This is a genomic window from Leifsonia lichenia, assembly GCF_054780215.1.
Genome location: NZ_BAAGWT010000005.1, coordinates 578 through 15,248, shown reverse-complemented (window position 1 = coordinate 15,248; position 14,671 = coordinate 578). Strand labels below are relative to the sequence as shown.

The following is a 14,671-nucleotide window of genomic DNA, read 5'->3' as shown; positions in this document are numbered from 1 at the left end:
CTCAGAAGTCCTCGCGGCCCTCCGCATCCACATCCAGTCTCCTCTCGTCGTCCGCCCACGCGGCGAGCGCGAGGCCGAGCTGGCGTCGCACCCACTCCGGAGGCAGCGGGGCGTCCGCCTCGCCTTCGAGGCTGGCGAGGCGGTGAGCGCGTTCGGTCGATGACCCGGTGAGATCGTCCATGATCGTTCCCTTCCGAGACCGATTGTCCTCCTCGGGATGCGCGACAGGAACGGGTGCGCGCATGATGGCCTCATGAGCCAGTGGATCTACTTCATCCATCCTCCGCGCGACGACTTCGCGGCGACGATGACGGACGCGGAAAAGGAGGCGTGGGGGCGGCACTGGGCGCGGCTGCAACGCGAATTCGCCGACGGGCGCGTGATCCTGGTGGGTCCGACACTGGGGCACGTGAACACCGGGATCTGTGTGTTCGACGCCGACGACGAAGCTGCGGCGAGAGCGTTCATGGATGCGGACCCCGCGATCGCGGAAGGGTTCGCGCGCGGGGAGCTGCGCGGGTTTCAGGTGTCGCTGCTGCGGGGTGCGTGACTCAGCGCGGTTCGCGGTTCGCGGTCGCAACGCGACGCGAGCGCGCGAGACCGACGCGCATGCCTCAGCGCACGGTCGCGGCCAGCGCCGCTCCCGCCTCCCGCGCCCAGCGCTCCGGCTCCGCCATCGCGCCCTCCGCTCCCCCGGCCAGCGCGCTGAGCGAGATCGCGGCCGCGAAGTCGTCCGTCTCCGCCTCGATCGAGCCCGCGGCGAGCAGCGCCGGGATGCCCGCATCCCGTGCCAGGCCCGACACGTACGCCGGCACCTTCCCCGCCGCCGACTGCGAGTCGAAGCGGCCCTCGCCGGTGACCACGGCGTCTGCCGCAGCCACCAGGGCGGGCACTCCGAGCGCGTCGCCCACCGCCGCGGAGCCGGGAGCGAGTCGCGCTCCCCAGGCGAGCAGGCCGTAGCCGGTTCCCCCTGCCGCGCCTGCGCCGGGTGTGGCGGGGCGCAGGGGCGCGCCGGGAGCCTGGCCTCCGCCGAGCACGCGCGCCAGCTTCACCAGTCCGGACTCCAGCCCGGCCACCTGCTCCGGCGTCGCGCCCTTCTGGGGACCGAACACCGCGGACGCGCCCGTCGGGCCGAGCAGCGGGTTGGTCACGTCGCTCAGGATGCGCACCCCTCCTGGCGGAAGCTCAGGCAGGCCGGTGAGGTCGGCGCGGGCCAGCGTGCCGAGGCCGCGGTTGCCGAGGCGGATCGGGCGGCCGGTCGCGTCAGAGAACCGGGCGCCGAGGGCGGCGAGTGCCCCGACCCCGCCGTCGGTGGATGCGCTCCCGCCGATCGCGAGCAGAAGACCGGTCGCTCCCGCATCCAGAGCGGCGGCGATCGCCTGGCCGAAACCGAAGGTGTGGGCGTCGAGCGGGGCGAGCGCCGGCATGTGGGAGAGTCCGCTGGTCTCCGCCAGCTCGACCACGGCGGTGCCGTCCGGGAGCGACAGCCAAGACGCATCCACGGCTGTGCCCGCAGGGCCGAGCACGCTGATCGGGTGGCGGATCGAGCCGGGGACCGCCACCTCGAAGGCGTCCAGCGTGCCCTCGCCGCCGTCCGCCATCGGGGCGAGCACGAGACGGTCGCCCGGACGCACAGACGACCACCCGGCCGCGAGCGCTTCTGCGACCGCGGTGGCCGTCGCCGACCCCTTGAAGGAGTCGGGTGCTACGACAACGGTGTACGGCATCCCACTACAGTGGCACGTGCTCGGCGAACGCCCGAACCGTGCGCTCGACGACCGACGCCGGCGACGCATCCCAGATCGCCTGGTTGAAGATCTCCACCTCGACGTCGCCTGCGTAGCCGGCGGCGTTCACCGCGGCCGTGATGCTCGCGAAGTCGATGTGGCCGTCGCCCATCATGCCGCGGGCGAGGAGCACGTCGGCGGCGAGCGGAGTGACCCAATCGCACACCTGGTAGCTGGCGATCCGCCCGGAAGCACCCGCCCGCGCGATCTGCTCGCGCACGGCCGGGTCCCACCAGACGTGGAAGGTGTCCACGACGACACCGACCGACTCGGCGGGGAACTGCTCGGCGACGTCGAGCGCCTGACCGAGCGTGGAGAGCACGGCCCGGTCGGCCGCGTACATGGGATGCAGGGCCTCCAGCGCGAGAGTGACTCCCGCGGCGCGCGCATCCGGTTCGAGTTCGGCGACGGCGTCGCGCATCCGCTCGCGCGCCCCGCGCAGATCGGTGGAGCCGACAGGCAGGCCACCGGCGACGAGGACGAGCACGGCGGCCGAGCCGTCGGCCCCAGCGGCGGCGAGCGCGGCGGCCTCCTCGATCGCCGCGCGGTTGTCATCGATCGAGCGACGGCGCTCCTCGCCCTCCGGGGCGGTGAAGAACCCGGCCCGGCAGAGACTCGACACGCGCAGGCCGGAGTCGGCCACGCGCGCGACCGCGTCGCGGAGCCCCACCTCGGCGACCGGCTCCCGCCAGAGGCCGATGCTCTGCACTCCAGCCTCCGCGGTCAGGCGCAGGGCGGTGTCGAGGTCGGCGTACTTGATGGTCGCCTGGTTGATCGAGAGGCGGGGATGCGGGGTCACGGGGGCTGCGTCGGCGGTGGCGGCAGTGGCGGCAGCGGGGGCGGCGGCAGCGGGGGCGGCGGCAGCGTCGGGGGCGGCTGCAGCGCCGGCGGCGGTCATGCGGTGAATCCGTTCAGTCGGAGGAGCCCGTGCCAGCGGTCGGCGGCCAGTTCCGGGCGTTCGAGCGCGCCGGAAGCGTTCGCCAGGCGCATGATCTCGGACAGGTGGGGCAGGCTGCGGGCGGCGTGCAGTCCGCCGATCATCGTGAACGACGCCTGGTGGCCGTTCAGCCAGGAGAGGAAGGCCACACCCGTCTTGTAGTAGAAGGTGGGCGCGGCGAACACCTGACGCGACAACTCCTCGGTGGGGCCGAGGACCGCGCGGTAGCGGGCGACGTCCCCGGCGTCGAGCGCCTGGATGGCGGCGGACGCGCTGGGCGCGACGGCCGCGAACGCGCCGAGCAGCGCATCCGAGTGGGCGCCGCTGCCCTCGCCCTCGCCCTCGCCTTCGATCAGGCCGACGTAGTTGAAGTCGTCTCCCGTGAACATCCTGGCCGACTCCGGAAGGCGGGAGCGGAGGGCGACCTCGGCGTCCGCATCCAGCAGGCTCATCTTGATGCCGCTGACCCTGTCGGCGTTGTCTCCGATGATCCGCAGGACGGTCTCGCTCGCCTCGGCGGAGTCGGTCGAGCCGAAGTACGCCGCGAGGGCCGGATCGAACGCGGCGCCCAGCCAGTGCAGCACGACGGGAGTGGATGCGGCGCCCAGCACCGCGCGGTACACCCGCTCGTAGTCCGCGGCCGAGGCGGCGGCGCGGGCGAGGTGGCGGCTGGCCATCAGCACGACCCCAGCACCGGCGTCCTCGGTGAAGTGAAGCTGCTCGAGGTACGCGTCGATCACGGCGTCCAGGGTGATGACCTCGTCCTCGACGTGGTCGGTGTTCACGCCGACGACGATCGCGCCGCCGACCGAGCGCGCCTCCGCGGCGCTCCGGGAGATGAGGTCGCGGGTGGCACGCGCATCCAGGCCCATGTTGCGCTGGGCGGTGTCCATCGCGTCCGCCACGCCGAGGCCCCACGACCAGACGTGGTGGCGGAAGGCGAGCGTCGCATCCCAGTCGATATCGGCAGGGGAGCCCGGCACGTTGTCCGCCCACGGCTTCGGCACGACGTGGGCCGCGGCGTATGCGATGCGCGAGGCGAGCGGAGTGACGGGCCTGGCGTATGCGGGGGCAGCCCGCAGGTCGACGGTGCTCGTGCTGCCGTCCGCGGAGAGGAGGACGAGGTCGCCCATCAGAGGCTGACCTCCGGCAGGTCGATGCGGCGGCCTTCGCGCGACGAGATCAGACCCTGCTCCGCGAGCTGCACGCCGCGGGCGCCGGCCAGGAAGTCGTATGCGTTCGGCGCGTCGTCGACCACGTGGCGGATGAACTCCTCCCACTGCGTCTTGAACCCGTTCTCGAAGACGTCGTTCGCCGGCGACTCGATCCAGTCGGTGTCGTAGTCGTGCTCGTCGGCCAGGTCCGGGTTCCAGACCGGCTTCGGTGTGGCGTTGCGCGGCTGGATCTTGCAGCCGAACAGTCCGACGACCGCGCTGCCGAGGGTGCCGTCGACCTGGAACTCGACCAGCTCGTCCCGGTTGACGCGGGTGGTCCAGGAGGAGTTGAGCTGCGCTGTGATGCCGCCCTCCAGCTCGAAGATCGCGTAGGCGGCGTCGTCGGCGGTGGCCGTGTACTGCTCGCCGTTCTCGTCGACCCTGGTCGGGATCTCGGTGACGGCGTGCGCGTAGACGGACTGCACCGTGCCGAAGAGGTTCTCCAGCACATACGACCAGTGCGGGAACATGTCGACGACGATGCCGCCGCCGTCCTCTGCCCGGTAGTTCCAGCTCGGGCGCTGCGCCGCCTGCCAGTCGCCCTCGAACACCCAGTAGCCGAACTCCCCGCGCACCGACAGGATGCGGCCGAAGAACCCGGAGTCGATCAGGCGCTTGAGCTTGCGCAGTCCTGGCAGGTAGAGCTTGTCGTGCACGACGCCGTTCTTGATTCCGGCCGCCTCGGCGAGGCGCGCAAGTTCCAGGGCCTCCTCGAACGATTCCGCGGTGGGCTTCTCGGTGTAGACGGCCTTGCCTGCCGCGATGGCCTTCTTGATGGCGGATGCGCGGGCCTGAGTGACGAGGAAGTCGGAGTAGATCTGCCAGCGGTCGTCGGCGAGGGCCGCATCCAGGTCGGTGGTGAAGTTCTCGATGCCGTGCTTGGCGGCGAGCTCGGCCAGCTTGGCCTCGCTGCGTCCGACCAGGATGGGTTCGACCTGCACCCGGCTGCCGTCGGAGAGCAGCACGCCGCCCTGATCGCGAATGGCGAGGATGCTCCGCAGCAGGTGCTGCCGGTAGCCCATGCGGCCGGACACGCCGTTCATGATGATGCCGATGGTCGACGTTGACACTGGAACTCCTTCGGTGCGGTGGTTCGTTCTGGGAAAGCGCTTACCAGCCTATGTGCCCCCCGCCCCTCCCGTCAAACCCCCGCAGCAATCGAGCCCGGGGTTATTCACCGCAAATCGGCGGAATACCGTGAAAAAGGCTGGGCTCGATTGCTTCGCGCGTGGGGCGGGAGGGGCGGAGGGGACGGGGGCGGGGCGGCGGCAGGGACGGGAGCGGCGGCTATGCGCGGAGGAGCCAGCGGGCGGCGGCGGCGAGGATGGCCCGGTGGGTGCCGGAGTCGTACGATGCCTCGTCGTGGCCGAGAGCGTCGTAGACGATCCTGGCGTCGCCGTAGCTGCGCGCCCAGAGCAGCGGGTACTCACCGCTGTCGTGCTCGTGCGTGGCGAGCGGCACGAGGTCGGGCGCGGTCCGCAGGTAGGTGTATCGCTCGTCCTCGACCTCGAAGTCGCTCAGCCCGGCGACGATCGGATGCCGCTCCGGATACACGTGGATGCGCGCCCGCGAGTATTCGGGATGCATGGTCGTTCCGCGCACCCACACTCCACCGAGGATGTCCTCCCACTCCGGCACACCCCGCAACGAGGTGGACGAGACGTGCATCGCCAGCAGCGAGCGGCCGGCGGCGAGGTGCGCGAGCAGCCCGGCGCGCGCGCGGCGCTCTGCTTCCGGCTGCGGATGCTCGGGGTCGGTGAGCGCCGGGTCGCCGACGTTGAGGACGAGGAGGTCGGGGGCGGAACCTGCGCCGCCACCTGCGCCACCTGCGCCACCTGCGCCACCTGCGCCACCTGCGCCACCTGCGCCACCTGCGCCACCCGCGCCGCCCGCGCCGCCCACGCTGCTCGCGCTGCTCGCGCCGCCTACGCCACCCGCGGGGCCCGCGCCGCCACCCACGCCGTCCGTTCCACCCGCGCCACCCGTTCCACCCACGCCACCCGCTCCACCCACGCCGCCCGCCAACGCGGCCAGGCGCGCATCCACGTCTTCCGAGATCTCCACCTCGACGCCTTCGCCGCGGAGGATGTCGGCGAGGCGGGAGGAGGTTGCGGCGAAGGGGTGCCACGGGTCGGCGTATCGTCCGGCGCCGCTGAGGATGAGGGCGTGGGGTGACATGGGGTTCCTTCCGTCGGCGTCCTCGAATGGTAAGCGCATTCCGTAGCAGCGCCAAGCTTCGAAAAGTCGTGCTTGACGAATTCGCCCGGAGGACTCATGATGAGGAATGCGCATTCTGGGAATGCGCAATCCCGAGGGGCGGGCTCACGAGCCGCCAGCAGCGAAGCAATCCAGAGGAGTCGACGATGACTGACCCGCACAAGCCGGTGGCCGCGTTCGCCATGCGCCCCGACCTGCCAGGGCTCCTGTTCTCGGACGACGACCTCGCCGCCCTCTCCCGCATCCTCGATTTCGAGACGGCCTCGGCGGCGGCCACTGCGACCACACACATCGCCGCGGACGCCGCACCCGGCACCACCGCCTCCCCCACCATCACCACTTTCTCCGCCCCCACCGCTCCCTCCCACACCGCTCCCGCCGCCACAGCTCCCACCTCCACCACTCCCATCACCTCCACTCCCCCCACCACTCCCGCCCCCACGACCCAGGCCACCACCGCCCTCGCCTCCGTCGAGGTGCTCATCACCGGCTGGGGCTGCCCGCCGATCGGGCCGGCCGAACTGAACGCCATGCCCCGCCTCGCCGCGGTCATCCACGCGGCGGGCAGCGTCAAGGGCCACCTCGACGACGAGGCGTGGGATCGGGGCATCCGGGTGACGAGCGCGGCGAGCGCAAACGCGTATCCCGTAGCCGAGTACACGCTCGCGATGATCCTGCTCGCCGGCAAGCGGGTGCCCGATTACATCCGCCAGTACGCGATCGATCCGGCGCTCTACGACGAGTCCCCCGACCCGTCGATCGGGAACTTCGGGCGCACGGTCGGCATCGTCGGCGCATCCAGGGTGGGGCGCAGGGTGATCGAGCTGCTGCGGCCGTTCGACGTTGAGGTGCTGCTCTACGATCCGCACCTCGCGGAGGGCGACCCTGTCCTCGCCGATGCCAGACGGGTCGAACTCGACGAGCTGTTCGCGCTGTCCAGCATCGTGAGCATCCACGCCCCTCTGTTGCCGGAGACCGTCGGCATGGTCGGCGCGAAGCAGCTCGCGCTTCTGCCGCACGGCGCCACCGTCATCAACACCGCTCGCGCCCCCATCCTCGATCAGGATGCGCTGGCCGCGGCCGTGCGGGAACGCGGGCTCCGCGCCATCCTCGACGTCACCGATCCCGAACCGCTGCCGTCCGGGCATCCGCTCCGCGCCCTCGACGGCGTGGTCCTCACCCCGCACGTCGCCGGCGCTCTCGGCACGGAGCTGCGGCGTCTCGGCGCGTGCGCCAGGCGCGAGGCCGAACTGTTCGTCGCCGGAGCTCCCGCGGCTTTCCCCGTCACGAAAGAAGCTCTGATCGCCGTTGCCTGAGATCCTCACCCACCAGAACCTGTCTCAGACTGAGATCCGACCACATCCGTTTTCGCGCCGGGAGGCGACCATGCACCAGCTCCGCGAGTACACCGCACAGGTTTTCATCGACGGCCGTTTCGAGGCGCCGGATGGCGACCGCGACCTGCCCGTGCTCGACAAGGCGTCCGGCACGCTGCTCGGCACGTACGGAAACGCCTCCGCCGCCCAGGTGGACCGCGCCGTCCGGGTCGCCAAGGCCGCACAGCCGGGCTGGGCAGGCGTCAACGCCAACCGTCGCAGCGAGATCGTCCGCGATTTCGCCCACCAGCTCGAGCTGCGACGTGACGAGCTGCTCACCCTGATCATCCGCGAGACTGGGGGCACGGCGGAGAAGGCGGCGGAGGAGCTCGGCCAGGCGATCACGCAGCTCAACAACTCCGCGACGCAGCTCACCGAGAACGCCGGAGCGATCCTCCCGCCGTACAAGGACGGCAAGATCTCGCTCTCCCGCGCGGTCCCGCTCGGCGTCATCGGTCTCATCGTCCCTTGGAACTACCCGATGAGCCTCGCGATGCGCGCCCTTGCGCCCGGCCTCGCATACGGCAACGCCGTCGTACTCAAGCCCGCAGAGCTCACCCCGTTCGCCGGTGGCCAGATCCTCGCGGAGGCAGCGCAGGCCGCTGGGGTGCCGGACGGTGTGTTCAACGTGGTCCCCGGCGACGGGCCGACCACGGGACGCACGCTCTCCGAGCATCCCGACCTCGACCTGGTGCACTTCACCGGCTCGTTCGAGGTCGGACACCAGATCGCCAACTTCGCCGCGCGATCGTTCAAGCCGGTCGCCACCGAGCTCGGCGGCGACAACGCGTTCGTCGTCCTCGACGACGCCGACATCGACCAGGCGGCGAGCTGCGCAGTGTGGTCGTCCCTCTGGTATCAGGGCCAGACCTGCATCACAGCCGGGCGCCACATCGTGCTGCGCAGCGCAGCGGATGCGTTCACCGAGGCCGTCGTGGAACGCGTCAGCAAGCTGCGGGTCGGCAACGGACTGGACGACGACGTCGACCTCGGGCCGATCATCAGCGACACCCAGCTCCGCCGCTTCCACGAAGGACTCGTGCAGCCGTCCGTCGCATCCGGGGCCACCGTCGCCATCGGCGGCAGCTACGAGGGGCTGTTCTACCAGCCGACCGTGCTCACCGGGGTCACCCCCGAGATGCCGGTCTTCACAGAGGAGATCTTCGGCCCGGTGATGCCGATCACCGTGGTCGACACCGAAGCCGAGGCGCTCGCCCTCGTCAACAGGCACCGCACCCTCATGAACTCGGTGTTCACCGGCGACCCCATGCGGGGACTCGCCTTCGCCGAGCAGGTGAAGAGCAACGAGGTGCACGTCAACGACGGCTACGCGCGGCACGGCGGCGAGGGACAGCTCGCCGGCTTCACCAACCGGCAGTGGATCGGCATCCAGACGACGCCGACGACATACCCGGCCTGGGCAGAGGGCTGAAACGCCCGAACCCCCGGCCGACGCCCGAAGCGCACCGCTGACGGCCGAGCAATCGCAACCACCCATCAAAGGAGATGTACACAGTGAGAAAGACAACGCTGAGGACACTCGGCGCCACAGTCGGCGTCCTCGCCGCGGCGGCGACGGTCCTGACCGGATGCTCGAGCTCCGGCTCCGGGGACGCCGCCAGCTCTGGCGGCAAGGTCACCCTGAACTACGTCAACTGGGACGGAGGGATGCAGGCCGTCGTCGACGAGTGGAACAAGGCCAACCCGAACATCCAGGTCAAGCTGACCAAGCCCTCCGGCACCGGTTACACCCTCTACAACAAGCTCATCACCAACAACAAGGCCGGCACCAACCCGGACGTGACCGAGGTCGAGTACCAGGCGCTCCCCGCCCTCATCGCGAACAACGTCGTCGTCCCGATCGACAAGTACGTCGGCGACCTGTCCGGCGAGTTCTCGAAGTCGACGCTGGCGCAGGTGCAGTTCGAGGGCAAGACATACGGTGTGCCCCAGAACGTGTGCCCGATGGTGTTCTTCTACCGCAAGGACATCTTCGACTCGCTCGGCCTCAAGGCCCCGACCACCTGGGACGAGTACGCGGCAGACGCCGCCGCCATCCACGCGGCCGACCCGAAGAAGTACATCGGCAACTTCACAGCGGCGGACCCCGGCTGGTTCGCCGGGCTCGCGCAGCAGGCAGGCGCCAACTGGTGGAGCGCATCCGGAAGCGACCAGTGGACCGTCGCGATCAACGACGCGCAGAGCAAGAAGGTGGCGGACTACTGGGGCGACCTCGTGAACAAGGGACTCGTCAGCCCCGAGCCGAACTGGTCGGCGCAGTGGAACACCGACATGAACAACGGAACGCTCGTCGGCTGGGTCGGCGCGCAGTGGGGCCCCAACCAGCTCCCGTCGATCGCCAAGGACACCGCCGGCAAGTGGCAGGCCGCCGCGCTTCCCGCCTGGACGGCCGGTGACGACACGGTCGGCATCTGGGGCGGTGAGACCGAGGCGGTGACCACCAACTCGAAGCACCCGGCAGAGGCCGCCAAGTTCGTCAAGTGGATGAACTCCTCCAAGGACGGCGTGAACGCGCTGATCAAGAACGTGCAGGTCTTCCCCGCGAGCATCCCGAACCAGTCGCTGCCAGCGCTGCAGACCCCGCCGCCGTTCATGTCGAACCAGCCGGACTACAACACGCTGATGGCGACCGTCGCCAAGGGCGTCCGCACCTTCGACATCTGGGGTCCGAACGCGAACGTCACATTCGACTCGTACTCCAACGCGTTCGCCGCAGCCCTGCAGAACAAGACGCAGCTCTCCGGCGCACTCGACAAAATGCAGACGGACACCGTGGCCGACATGAAGAAACTGGGCTTCAAGGTCACCGGCTGATCCGCCCCCGACCGACGCCGGTGGCCTGAGCGCGAGACTCGGCCACCGGCGTCGCACCACGAAACCCGCACCAGCACCGTCCGTTCCGAGGAGTTCACACATGGCCGTCATCGGAGACAGCACAGCGCCAACGCCACCGACCCCGGCGCAGACGCGAGGGAACGCATCCCGCGTCCCCATCGGCACAGCGGCCGAACCTCACCGCCGCCCGCGGCGGAAACGCGGCAGCCTCCTGCCGGTGCTCCTCGTCGCGCCCGCCGTGATCCTGCTGCTGCTGTTCACCATCGCCCCCGCGATCTACGCGGTGGTCCTCAGCTTCCTGCAGGTGAAAGTGGGCGGAGGGCTGCTCGGCGGCGGAGGGACCGTCGAGGTCTTCGCCGGGTTCGCCAACTACGTCTCGACACTCGTCGACCCCGAGTTCTGGGCGAGCCTCGGCAGGATGCTCATCGTCGCGGTCATCGGAGTGCCGCTCACGATCGTGCTCTCCACGGTCTTCGCGCTCTGTCTCGACGCGAAGCGGACCAGGCTGGTCGGGTTCACCCGGCTCGCCATCTTCCTGCCGTATGCGGTGCCCGGCGTCGTCGCATCCCTGCTCTGGGGCTTCATGTACCTCCCGGCGACCAGCCCGATCGGCGGCCAGGTGATCGACTACTTCGGCAGCACGGGCATCTTCTTCTCGGTGGCGAACGTGGCCGTCTGGGGTGTGGTCGGCTTCAACATGGTCATCCTCTACACCGCCGTCCGCAGCCTGCCCAAGGACCTGTTCGAGGCGGCGGAGCTGGACGGCGCATCCGAACTGCAGATCGCCCTCCGCGTGAAGCTGCCGCTGATCGCCCCCGCGATCACGATGGTCGCCCTGTTCTCGATCATCGGCGCGCTGCAGCTCTTCAACGAGCCGACCACGCTCAAGCCGCTCGCGAACGCGATCTCGTCCACCTGGGTGCCGCTAATGCGCGTCTACACGGACGCGTTCGTGAACAACAGCATCTACGAGGGAGCCGCGACCTCGTTCATCCTCATCATCATGACGGTCGCGGCCACCGTGCTCGTCAACGTCGTCGGCCGTCGCATCGCCCGGAGGGAAACCAAATGACCACGCTCACCCAGGCGACCGGCGCACGCTCTGCTCGGGATGCCGGCCCCCGCCGCACCAGGAGCGGCCTGCACATCGTGCCCACCCTCATCCTGATCGTCGGCGCCCTCTACTGCGTGCTCCCGGTGCTGTGGATCGTCATCGCCGCCACCAAGACCAACGACGAGCTGTTCTCGACCCCGCCGTTCCTGCCCGAGTTCAACGGCGGCTTCTGGACGAACATGCAGGCGCTGTTCACCTACAACAACGGCATCTTCGGACGCTGGGCGCTCAACTCGGTGATCTACGCGATCGGCGGCGGCATCCTCTCCACGGCGGTCGCCGGGGCGGCAGGCTACGCGCTCGGGAAGTACCGGTTCGTCGGATCGAAGTGGATCTTCCGCCTGATCGTCGCGGCCGTGCTGCTCCCGCAGATCATGCTCGCGATCCCGCAGTTCCTGCTGCTCGCCAAGTTCGGGATGACCAACAACTACGCGTCGGTGATCCTCCCCCAACTGGTGTCGCCGTTCGCGATCTACCTCTGCAAGATCTACGCGGAGGCGTCGGTGCCGGACGAGATCATGGAGGCTGCACGGATCGACGGCGGCAGCGAGTGGCGGATCTTCTGGTCGGTCGGCTCTCGGCTGATGATGCCGGCGCTCGTGACGGTGTTCCTGCTGCAGTTCATCGGCATCTGGAACAACTTCCTGCTGCCGTTCGTGATGATCAACAACGACCAGCTCTACCCGCTGACCCTCGGCCTGTACGGACTCATGATCATCACGGGAGGGCAGGCCGCGCAGTACTCGATCGTCATCGCGGGCGTGCTGGTGTCGATCGTCCCCCTGGCGATCCTGTTCCTGTCGCTGCAGCGCTACTGGAAGATCGACCTGATCTCCGGCGGCGTGAAGATCTAGGGACGCCGGACTAGGGCGTGGACGCCCGGACGATCACCGTGCCGGAGAAGGGCTCGGCGAGCGTCGCATCCTGGTCGTCGGCGAGCGCGAGCTCGAGAGCGCGAGCGCCGATGGATGCGAGGGGCAGCGCGACCGTGGTCAGCGACGGCGTGACGTCGCGCACCAGGGGGATGTCGTCGAAGCCCGCGACGGCGATGTCCGCGCCTGGCGCGATGCCGTGGTCGCGCATCGCGGCCATGGCGCCGACGGCCATGACGTCGGTGACGGCGAAGACGCAGACGGGGCGCGCGGCGGCGGCGGGGTCGGTGCGCTGGGCGGCGGCGAGCTCGCCGGACGCGAGCAGCGCATCCATCGTCTCGTAGCCGCCGTCGCGCGAGAACGCGCCGTGCACCACGCGCGCGCCGCGCGCGACGTCGAGGAAGCCGTCGGTGCGCTCGCGCGCCGTGAGCAGGTCGTCCGGCCCGGCGAGAACGACGAAGTCGGTGTAGCCGAGGTCGGCCAGCGCGGTCGCGAGCGCCGCCGCGCCCTCCCGGTTCTGCACGGGCACGGACCGCAGGCCGGGCACCGCGGCCCCGATCAGCGCGACCTTCGCCCCTCCGCGCTCGATCGCGGCGAGCTCTGCCGCACCGTCGCCGTCGGCAGAGCCGAGGCGCCTGCTGCCCGCGACGATGACCGCGCGCGGCCGCTGGCCCTTGAGCGCGACGAGAGTGGCGGCCTCACGGGCGGCGTCCGCCTCCGTGGCGGTGATCGTGACGATCAGCCCTCGCTCGTCGGCGACCCTGATGATCCCGGAGGCGATGCTGGAGAAGTACGGGTCCGCGATGTCTCCGACGACGACCGCGACGGTGTTCGTCGTCCCCCTGGCGACCGCCTGCGCCTGCACGTTGGCGCTGTAGCCGAGTGCCGCGGCGGAGGCGAGCACCCGCGCCTGCAGCTCCGGGTTCACCTTGCGCGCGCTTCCGTTCAACGCACGGGATGCGGTGGCGAGCGAGACCCCGGCGTGCGCCGCGACCTGCGTGAGGGTGGCCGCGGTGTCGTTCACGGGTCCACCATACCCGTGCGGTGACGGCACTATCCGGCTGGTGCGAAGAGCGGTGGGGTGCTCGCGCGGATCACCGGATACGCGGGCACCGTGCGGGTCGGCCCGTCCGTCTCGATGGCGCGGGCGATGGCCTCGGAGGCGACCGTGTCGAGTGCGACATGCACCGTGGTCAGCGGAGGGACCACATCCCGCAGCGTGGTGATGTCGTCGAAGCCGGCGACCGCGATGTCGTCGGGGATGCGCAGCCCGCGCGCCCGGAGCCCGGCGATCGCGCCGAGCGCCATGTCGTCTGTGATCGCGAACACGAGCTGCAACCGGCGCAGGTCGGCGTCGTCGAGGCCGAGGACGAGGTCGCGTGCGCCCTCCCAACTGAACTCCGGATGCCGCACCGTCGTCTCGGCGCCGTCCCCCGCCTCGGTGAACCCCGCCACGAACCCGTCGACGCGCTGCCGCATCGACAGCAGCGGCGTTCCGCTTCCCAGCACCAGCGCACGCCGGTAGCCGAGGTCGGAGAGCTGCACGGCGAGCTGGCGTGCGCCATCGTGATTGTCGAAGGTGACCGTCTCGAACGGCAGGTCGGTGCGGCTGATGAGCACCACCCGCCCTCCGGTCTCCTCGTAGCGCTGCAGTTCGGCGACGAGCTGATCGACCGACGGCGGATCGACGTATCCGGTGCCGGCGAGGATGATCGCCCTCGGCTGCTGCCCGCGCAGCTCGCGCACCAGGTCGAGCTCGCGGTCCACCTTGCGCTCGGTGACCGCGATCGACACCCGCAGTCCGGCCGCCTCCGCCTGCCGCATGATGGCGGCGGCCATGGCGGAGAAGTACGGGTCGGAGATCCCGCTGATGACCAGAGCGACCGTGCGGGACGTGCCGCGCGCCATGTTCTGCGCGGCCAGGTTGGGTGCGTAACCGAGCTCGCGCGCCGCATCCAGCACCCGCTTGCGGTAGCTCTCGGCCACCTTGCGGTCACTGCCGTTGAGCACCCTGGATGCGGTGGGCTGCGACACCCCGGCGTGCCGCGCGACGTCGTCGAGGGTGGCCGGCCTGCGCGGCCCTGCGTCGCTCTGCGTCTCGCTCACCGCCCCAGCCTACCGGGACTCGCGGCCCTCGGGAATGCGCATCCCGAGCCGTGTCGGCGGTCAGGCGAACAGCATCCAGGCGAGGCAGGCGCCGCAGCCGATGAGCGACACGAGCGAGTGGATGCGCCAGCCCCGCCTGGCGAGGACGGCGCGGGCGATGAGCCACGCGAGCACGATGGCGGCGGTGGCGAG

At 70.3% G+C, this 14,671-nt stretch carries 14 protein-coding genes; 6 read left to right on the top strand and 8 right to left on the bottom strand.

Translation table 11 applies throughout. The annotated features are described in order from the left end of the window. Position 1: 1 nt before the first annotated feature. On the bottom strand, positions 2-181 hold the full coding sequence (locus ACYVGI_RS12350; protein ID WP_460632911.1) for a hypothetical protein: 180 nt from the start codon (positions 179-181) through the stop codon (positions 2-4). A 36-nt stretch (positions 182-217) separates the two neighbouring features. Between ACYVGI_RS12350 and ACYVGI_RS12345 the strand changes: the two genes are divergently transcribed. Continuing rightward, complete coding sequence (locus ACYVGI_RS12345) at positions 218-550, top strand: YciI family protein (RefSeq protein WP_460632910.1); 333 nt, start codon at positions 218-220, stop codon at positions 548-550. Between the two features lie 64 nt (positions 551-614). Here the strand turns inward: ACYVGI_RS12345 and ACYVGI_RS12340 are convergent, their stop codons facing one another. From ACYVGI_RS12340 to ACYVGI_RS12320, 5 genes are all read right to left on the bottom strand, one after another. Then, positions 615-1,727 carry a glycerate kinase gene (locus ACYVGI_RS12340; RefSeq protein ID WP_460632909.1) on the bottom strand — a complete coding sequence of 371 codons (1,113 nt, stop codon included), beginning with the start codon at positions 1,725-1,727 and terminating at the stop codon, positions 615-617. Between the two features lie 4 nt (positions 1,728-1,731). Further along, positions 1,732-2,586, bottom strand: coding sequence for a sugar phosphate isomerase/epimerase family protein (locus ACYVGI_RS12335; protein WP_460632934.1), 855 nt, complete (start codon positions 2,584-2,586; stop codon positions 1,732-1,734). 95 nt (positions 2,587-2,681) lie between these two features. Next, positions 2,682-3,857, bottom strand: a complete 1,176-nt coding sequence (locus tag ACYVGI_RS12330; RefSeq protein WP_460632908.1) for a dihydrodipicolinate synthase family protein — start codon at positions 3,855-3,857, stop codon at positions 2,682-2,684. Next, positions 3,857-4,981 carry a Gfo/Idh/MocA family protein gene (locus tag ACYVGI_RS12325; protein WP_460632933.1) on the bottom strand — a complete coding sequence of 375 codons (1,125 nt, stop codon included), beginning with the start codon at positions 4,979-4,981 and terminating at the stop codon, positions 3,857-3,859. The genes ACYVGI_RS12330 and ACYVGI_RS12325 overlap by 1 nt, the downstream gene beginning before the upstream one ends. 244 nt (positions 4,982-5,225) lie before the next feature. Beyond that, positions 5,226-6,116: a ThuA domain-containing protein gene (locus tag ACYVGI_RS12320; RefSeq protein ID WP_460632907.1), complete on the bottom strand. Its 891-nt coding sequence runs from the start codon at positions 6,114-6,116 to the stop codon at positions 5,226-5,228. A 185-nt stretch (positions 6,117-6,301) separates the two neighbouring features. Between ACYVGI_RS12320 and ACYVGI_RS12315 the strand changes: the two genes are divergently transcribed. From ACYVGI_RS12315 to ACYVGI_RS12295, 5 genes are all read left to right on the top strand, one after another. Beyond that, a complete protein-coding gene (locus tag ACYVGI_RS12315; RefSeq protein ID WP_460632906.1) occupies positions 6,302-7,471 on the top strand; it encodes a hydroxyacid dehydrogenase in 1,170 nt (389 codons plus the stop codon). A gap of 70 nt (positions 7,472-7,541) precedes the next feature. Next, the gene (locus ACYVGI_RS12310) at positions 7,542-8,963 is read left to right on the top strand and encodes an aldehyde dehydrogenase family protein (RefSeq protein ID WP_460632905.1); all 1,422 of its coding nucleotides are present in this window, start codon (positions 7,542-7,544) and stop codon (positions 8,961-8,963) included. Between the two features lie 83 nt (positions 8,964-9,046). Then, a complete protein-coding gene (locus ACYVGI_RS12305; RefSeq protein WP_460632904.1) occupies positions 9,047-10,366 on the top strand; it encodes an ABC transporter substrate-binding protein in 1,320 nt (439 codons plus the stop codon). 100 nt (positions 10,367-10,466) lie between these two features. Then, complete coding sequence (locus ACYVGI_RS12300) at positions 10,467-11,459, top strand: carbohydrate ABC transporter permease (RefSeq protein ID WP_460632903.1); 993 nt, start codon at positions 10,467-10,469, stop codon at positions 11,457-11,459. Further along, positions 11,456-12,355 carry a carbohydrate ABC transporter permease gene (locus ACYVGI_RS12295; protein ID WP_460632902.1) on the top strand — a complete coding sequence of 300 codons (900 nt, stop codon included), beginning with the start codon at positions 11,456-11,458 and terminating at the stop codon, positions 12,353-12,355. The genes ACYVGI_RS12300 and ACYVGI_RS12295 overlap by 4 nt, the downstream gene beginning before the upstream one ends. A 10-nt stretch (positions 12,356-12,365) precedes the next feature. Here the strand turns inward: ACYVGI_RS12295 and ACYVGI_RS12290 are convergent, their stop codons facing one another. Together ACYVGI_RS12290 and ACYVGI_RS12285 are read right to left on the bottom strand one after the other, a co-directional pair. After that, positions 12,366-13,397 (bottom strand): LacI family DNA-binding transcriptional regulator, encoded by a 1,032-nt coding sequence (locus ACYVGI_RS12290; protein WP_460632901.1) that lies wholly within the window; start codon positions 13,395-13,397, stop codon positions 12,366-12,368. A gap of 29 nt (positions 13,398-13,426) precedes the next feature. Further along, positions 13,427-14,479: a LacI family DNA-binding transcriptional regulator gene (locus tag ACYVGI_RS12285; RefSeq protein WP_460632900.1), complete on the bottom strand. Its 1,053-nt coding sequence runs from the start codon at positions 14,477-14,479 to the stop codon at positions 13,427-13,429. Positions 14,480-14,671 lie beyond the last annotated feature (192 nt).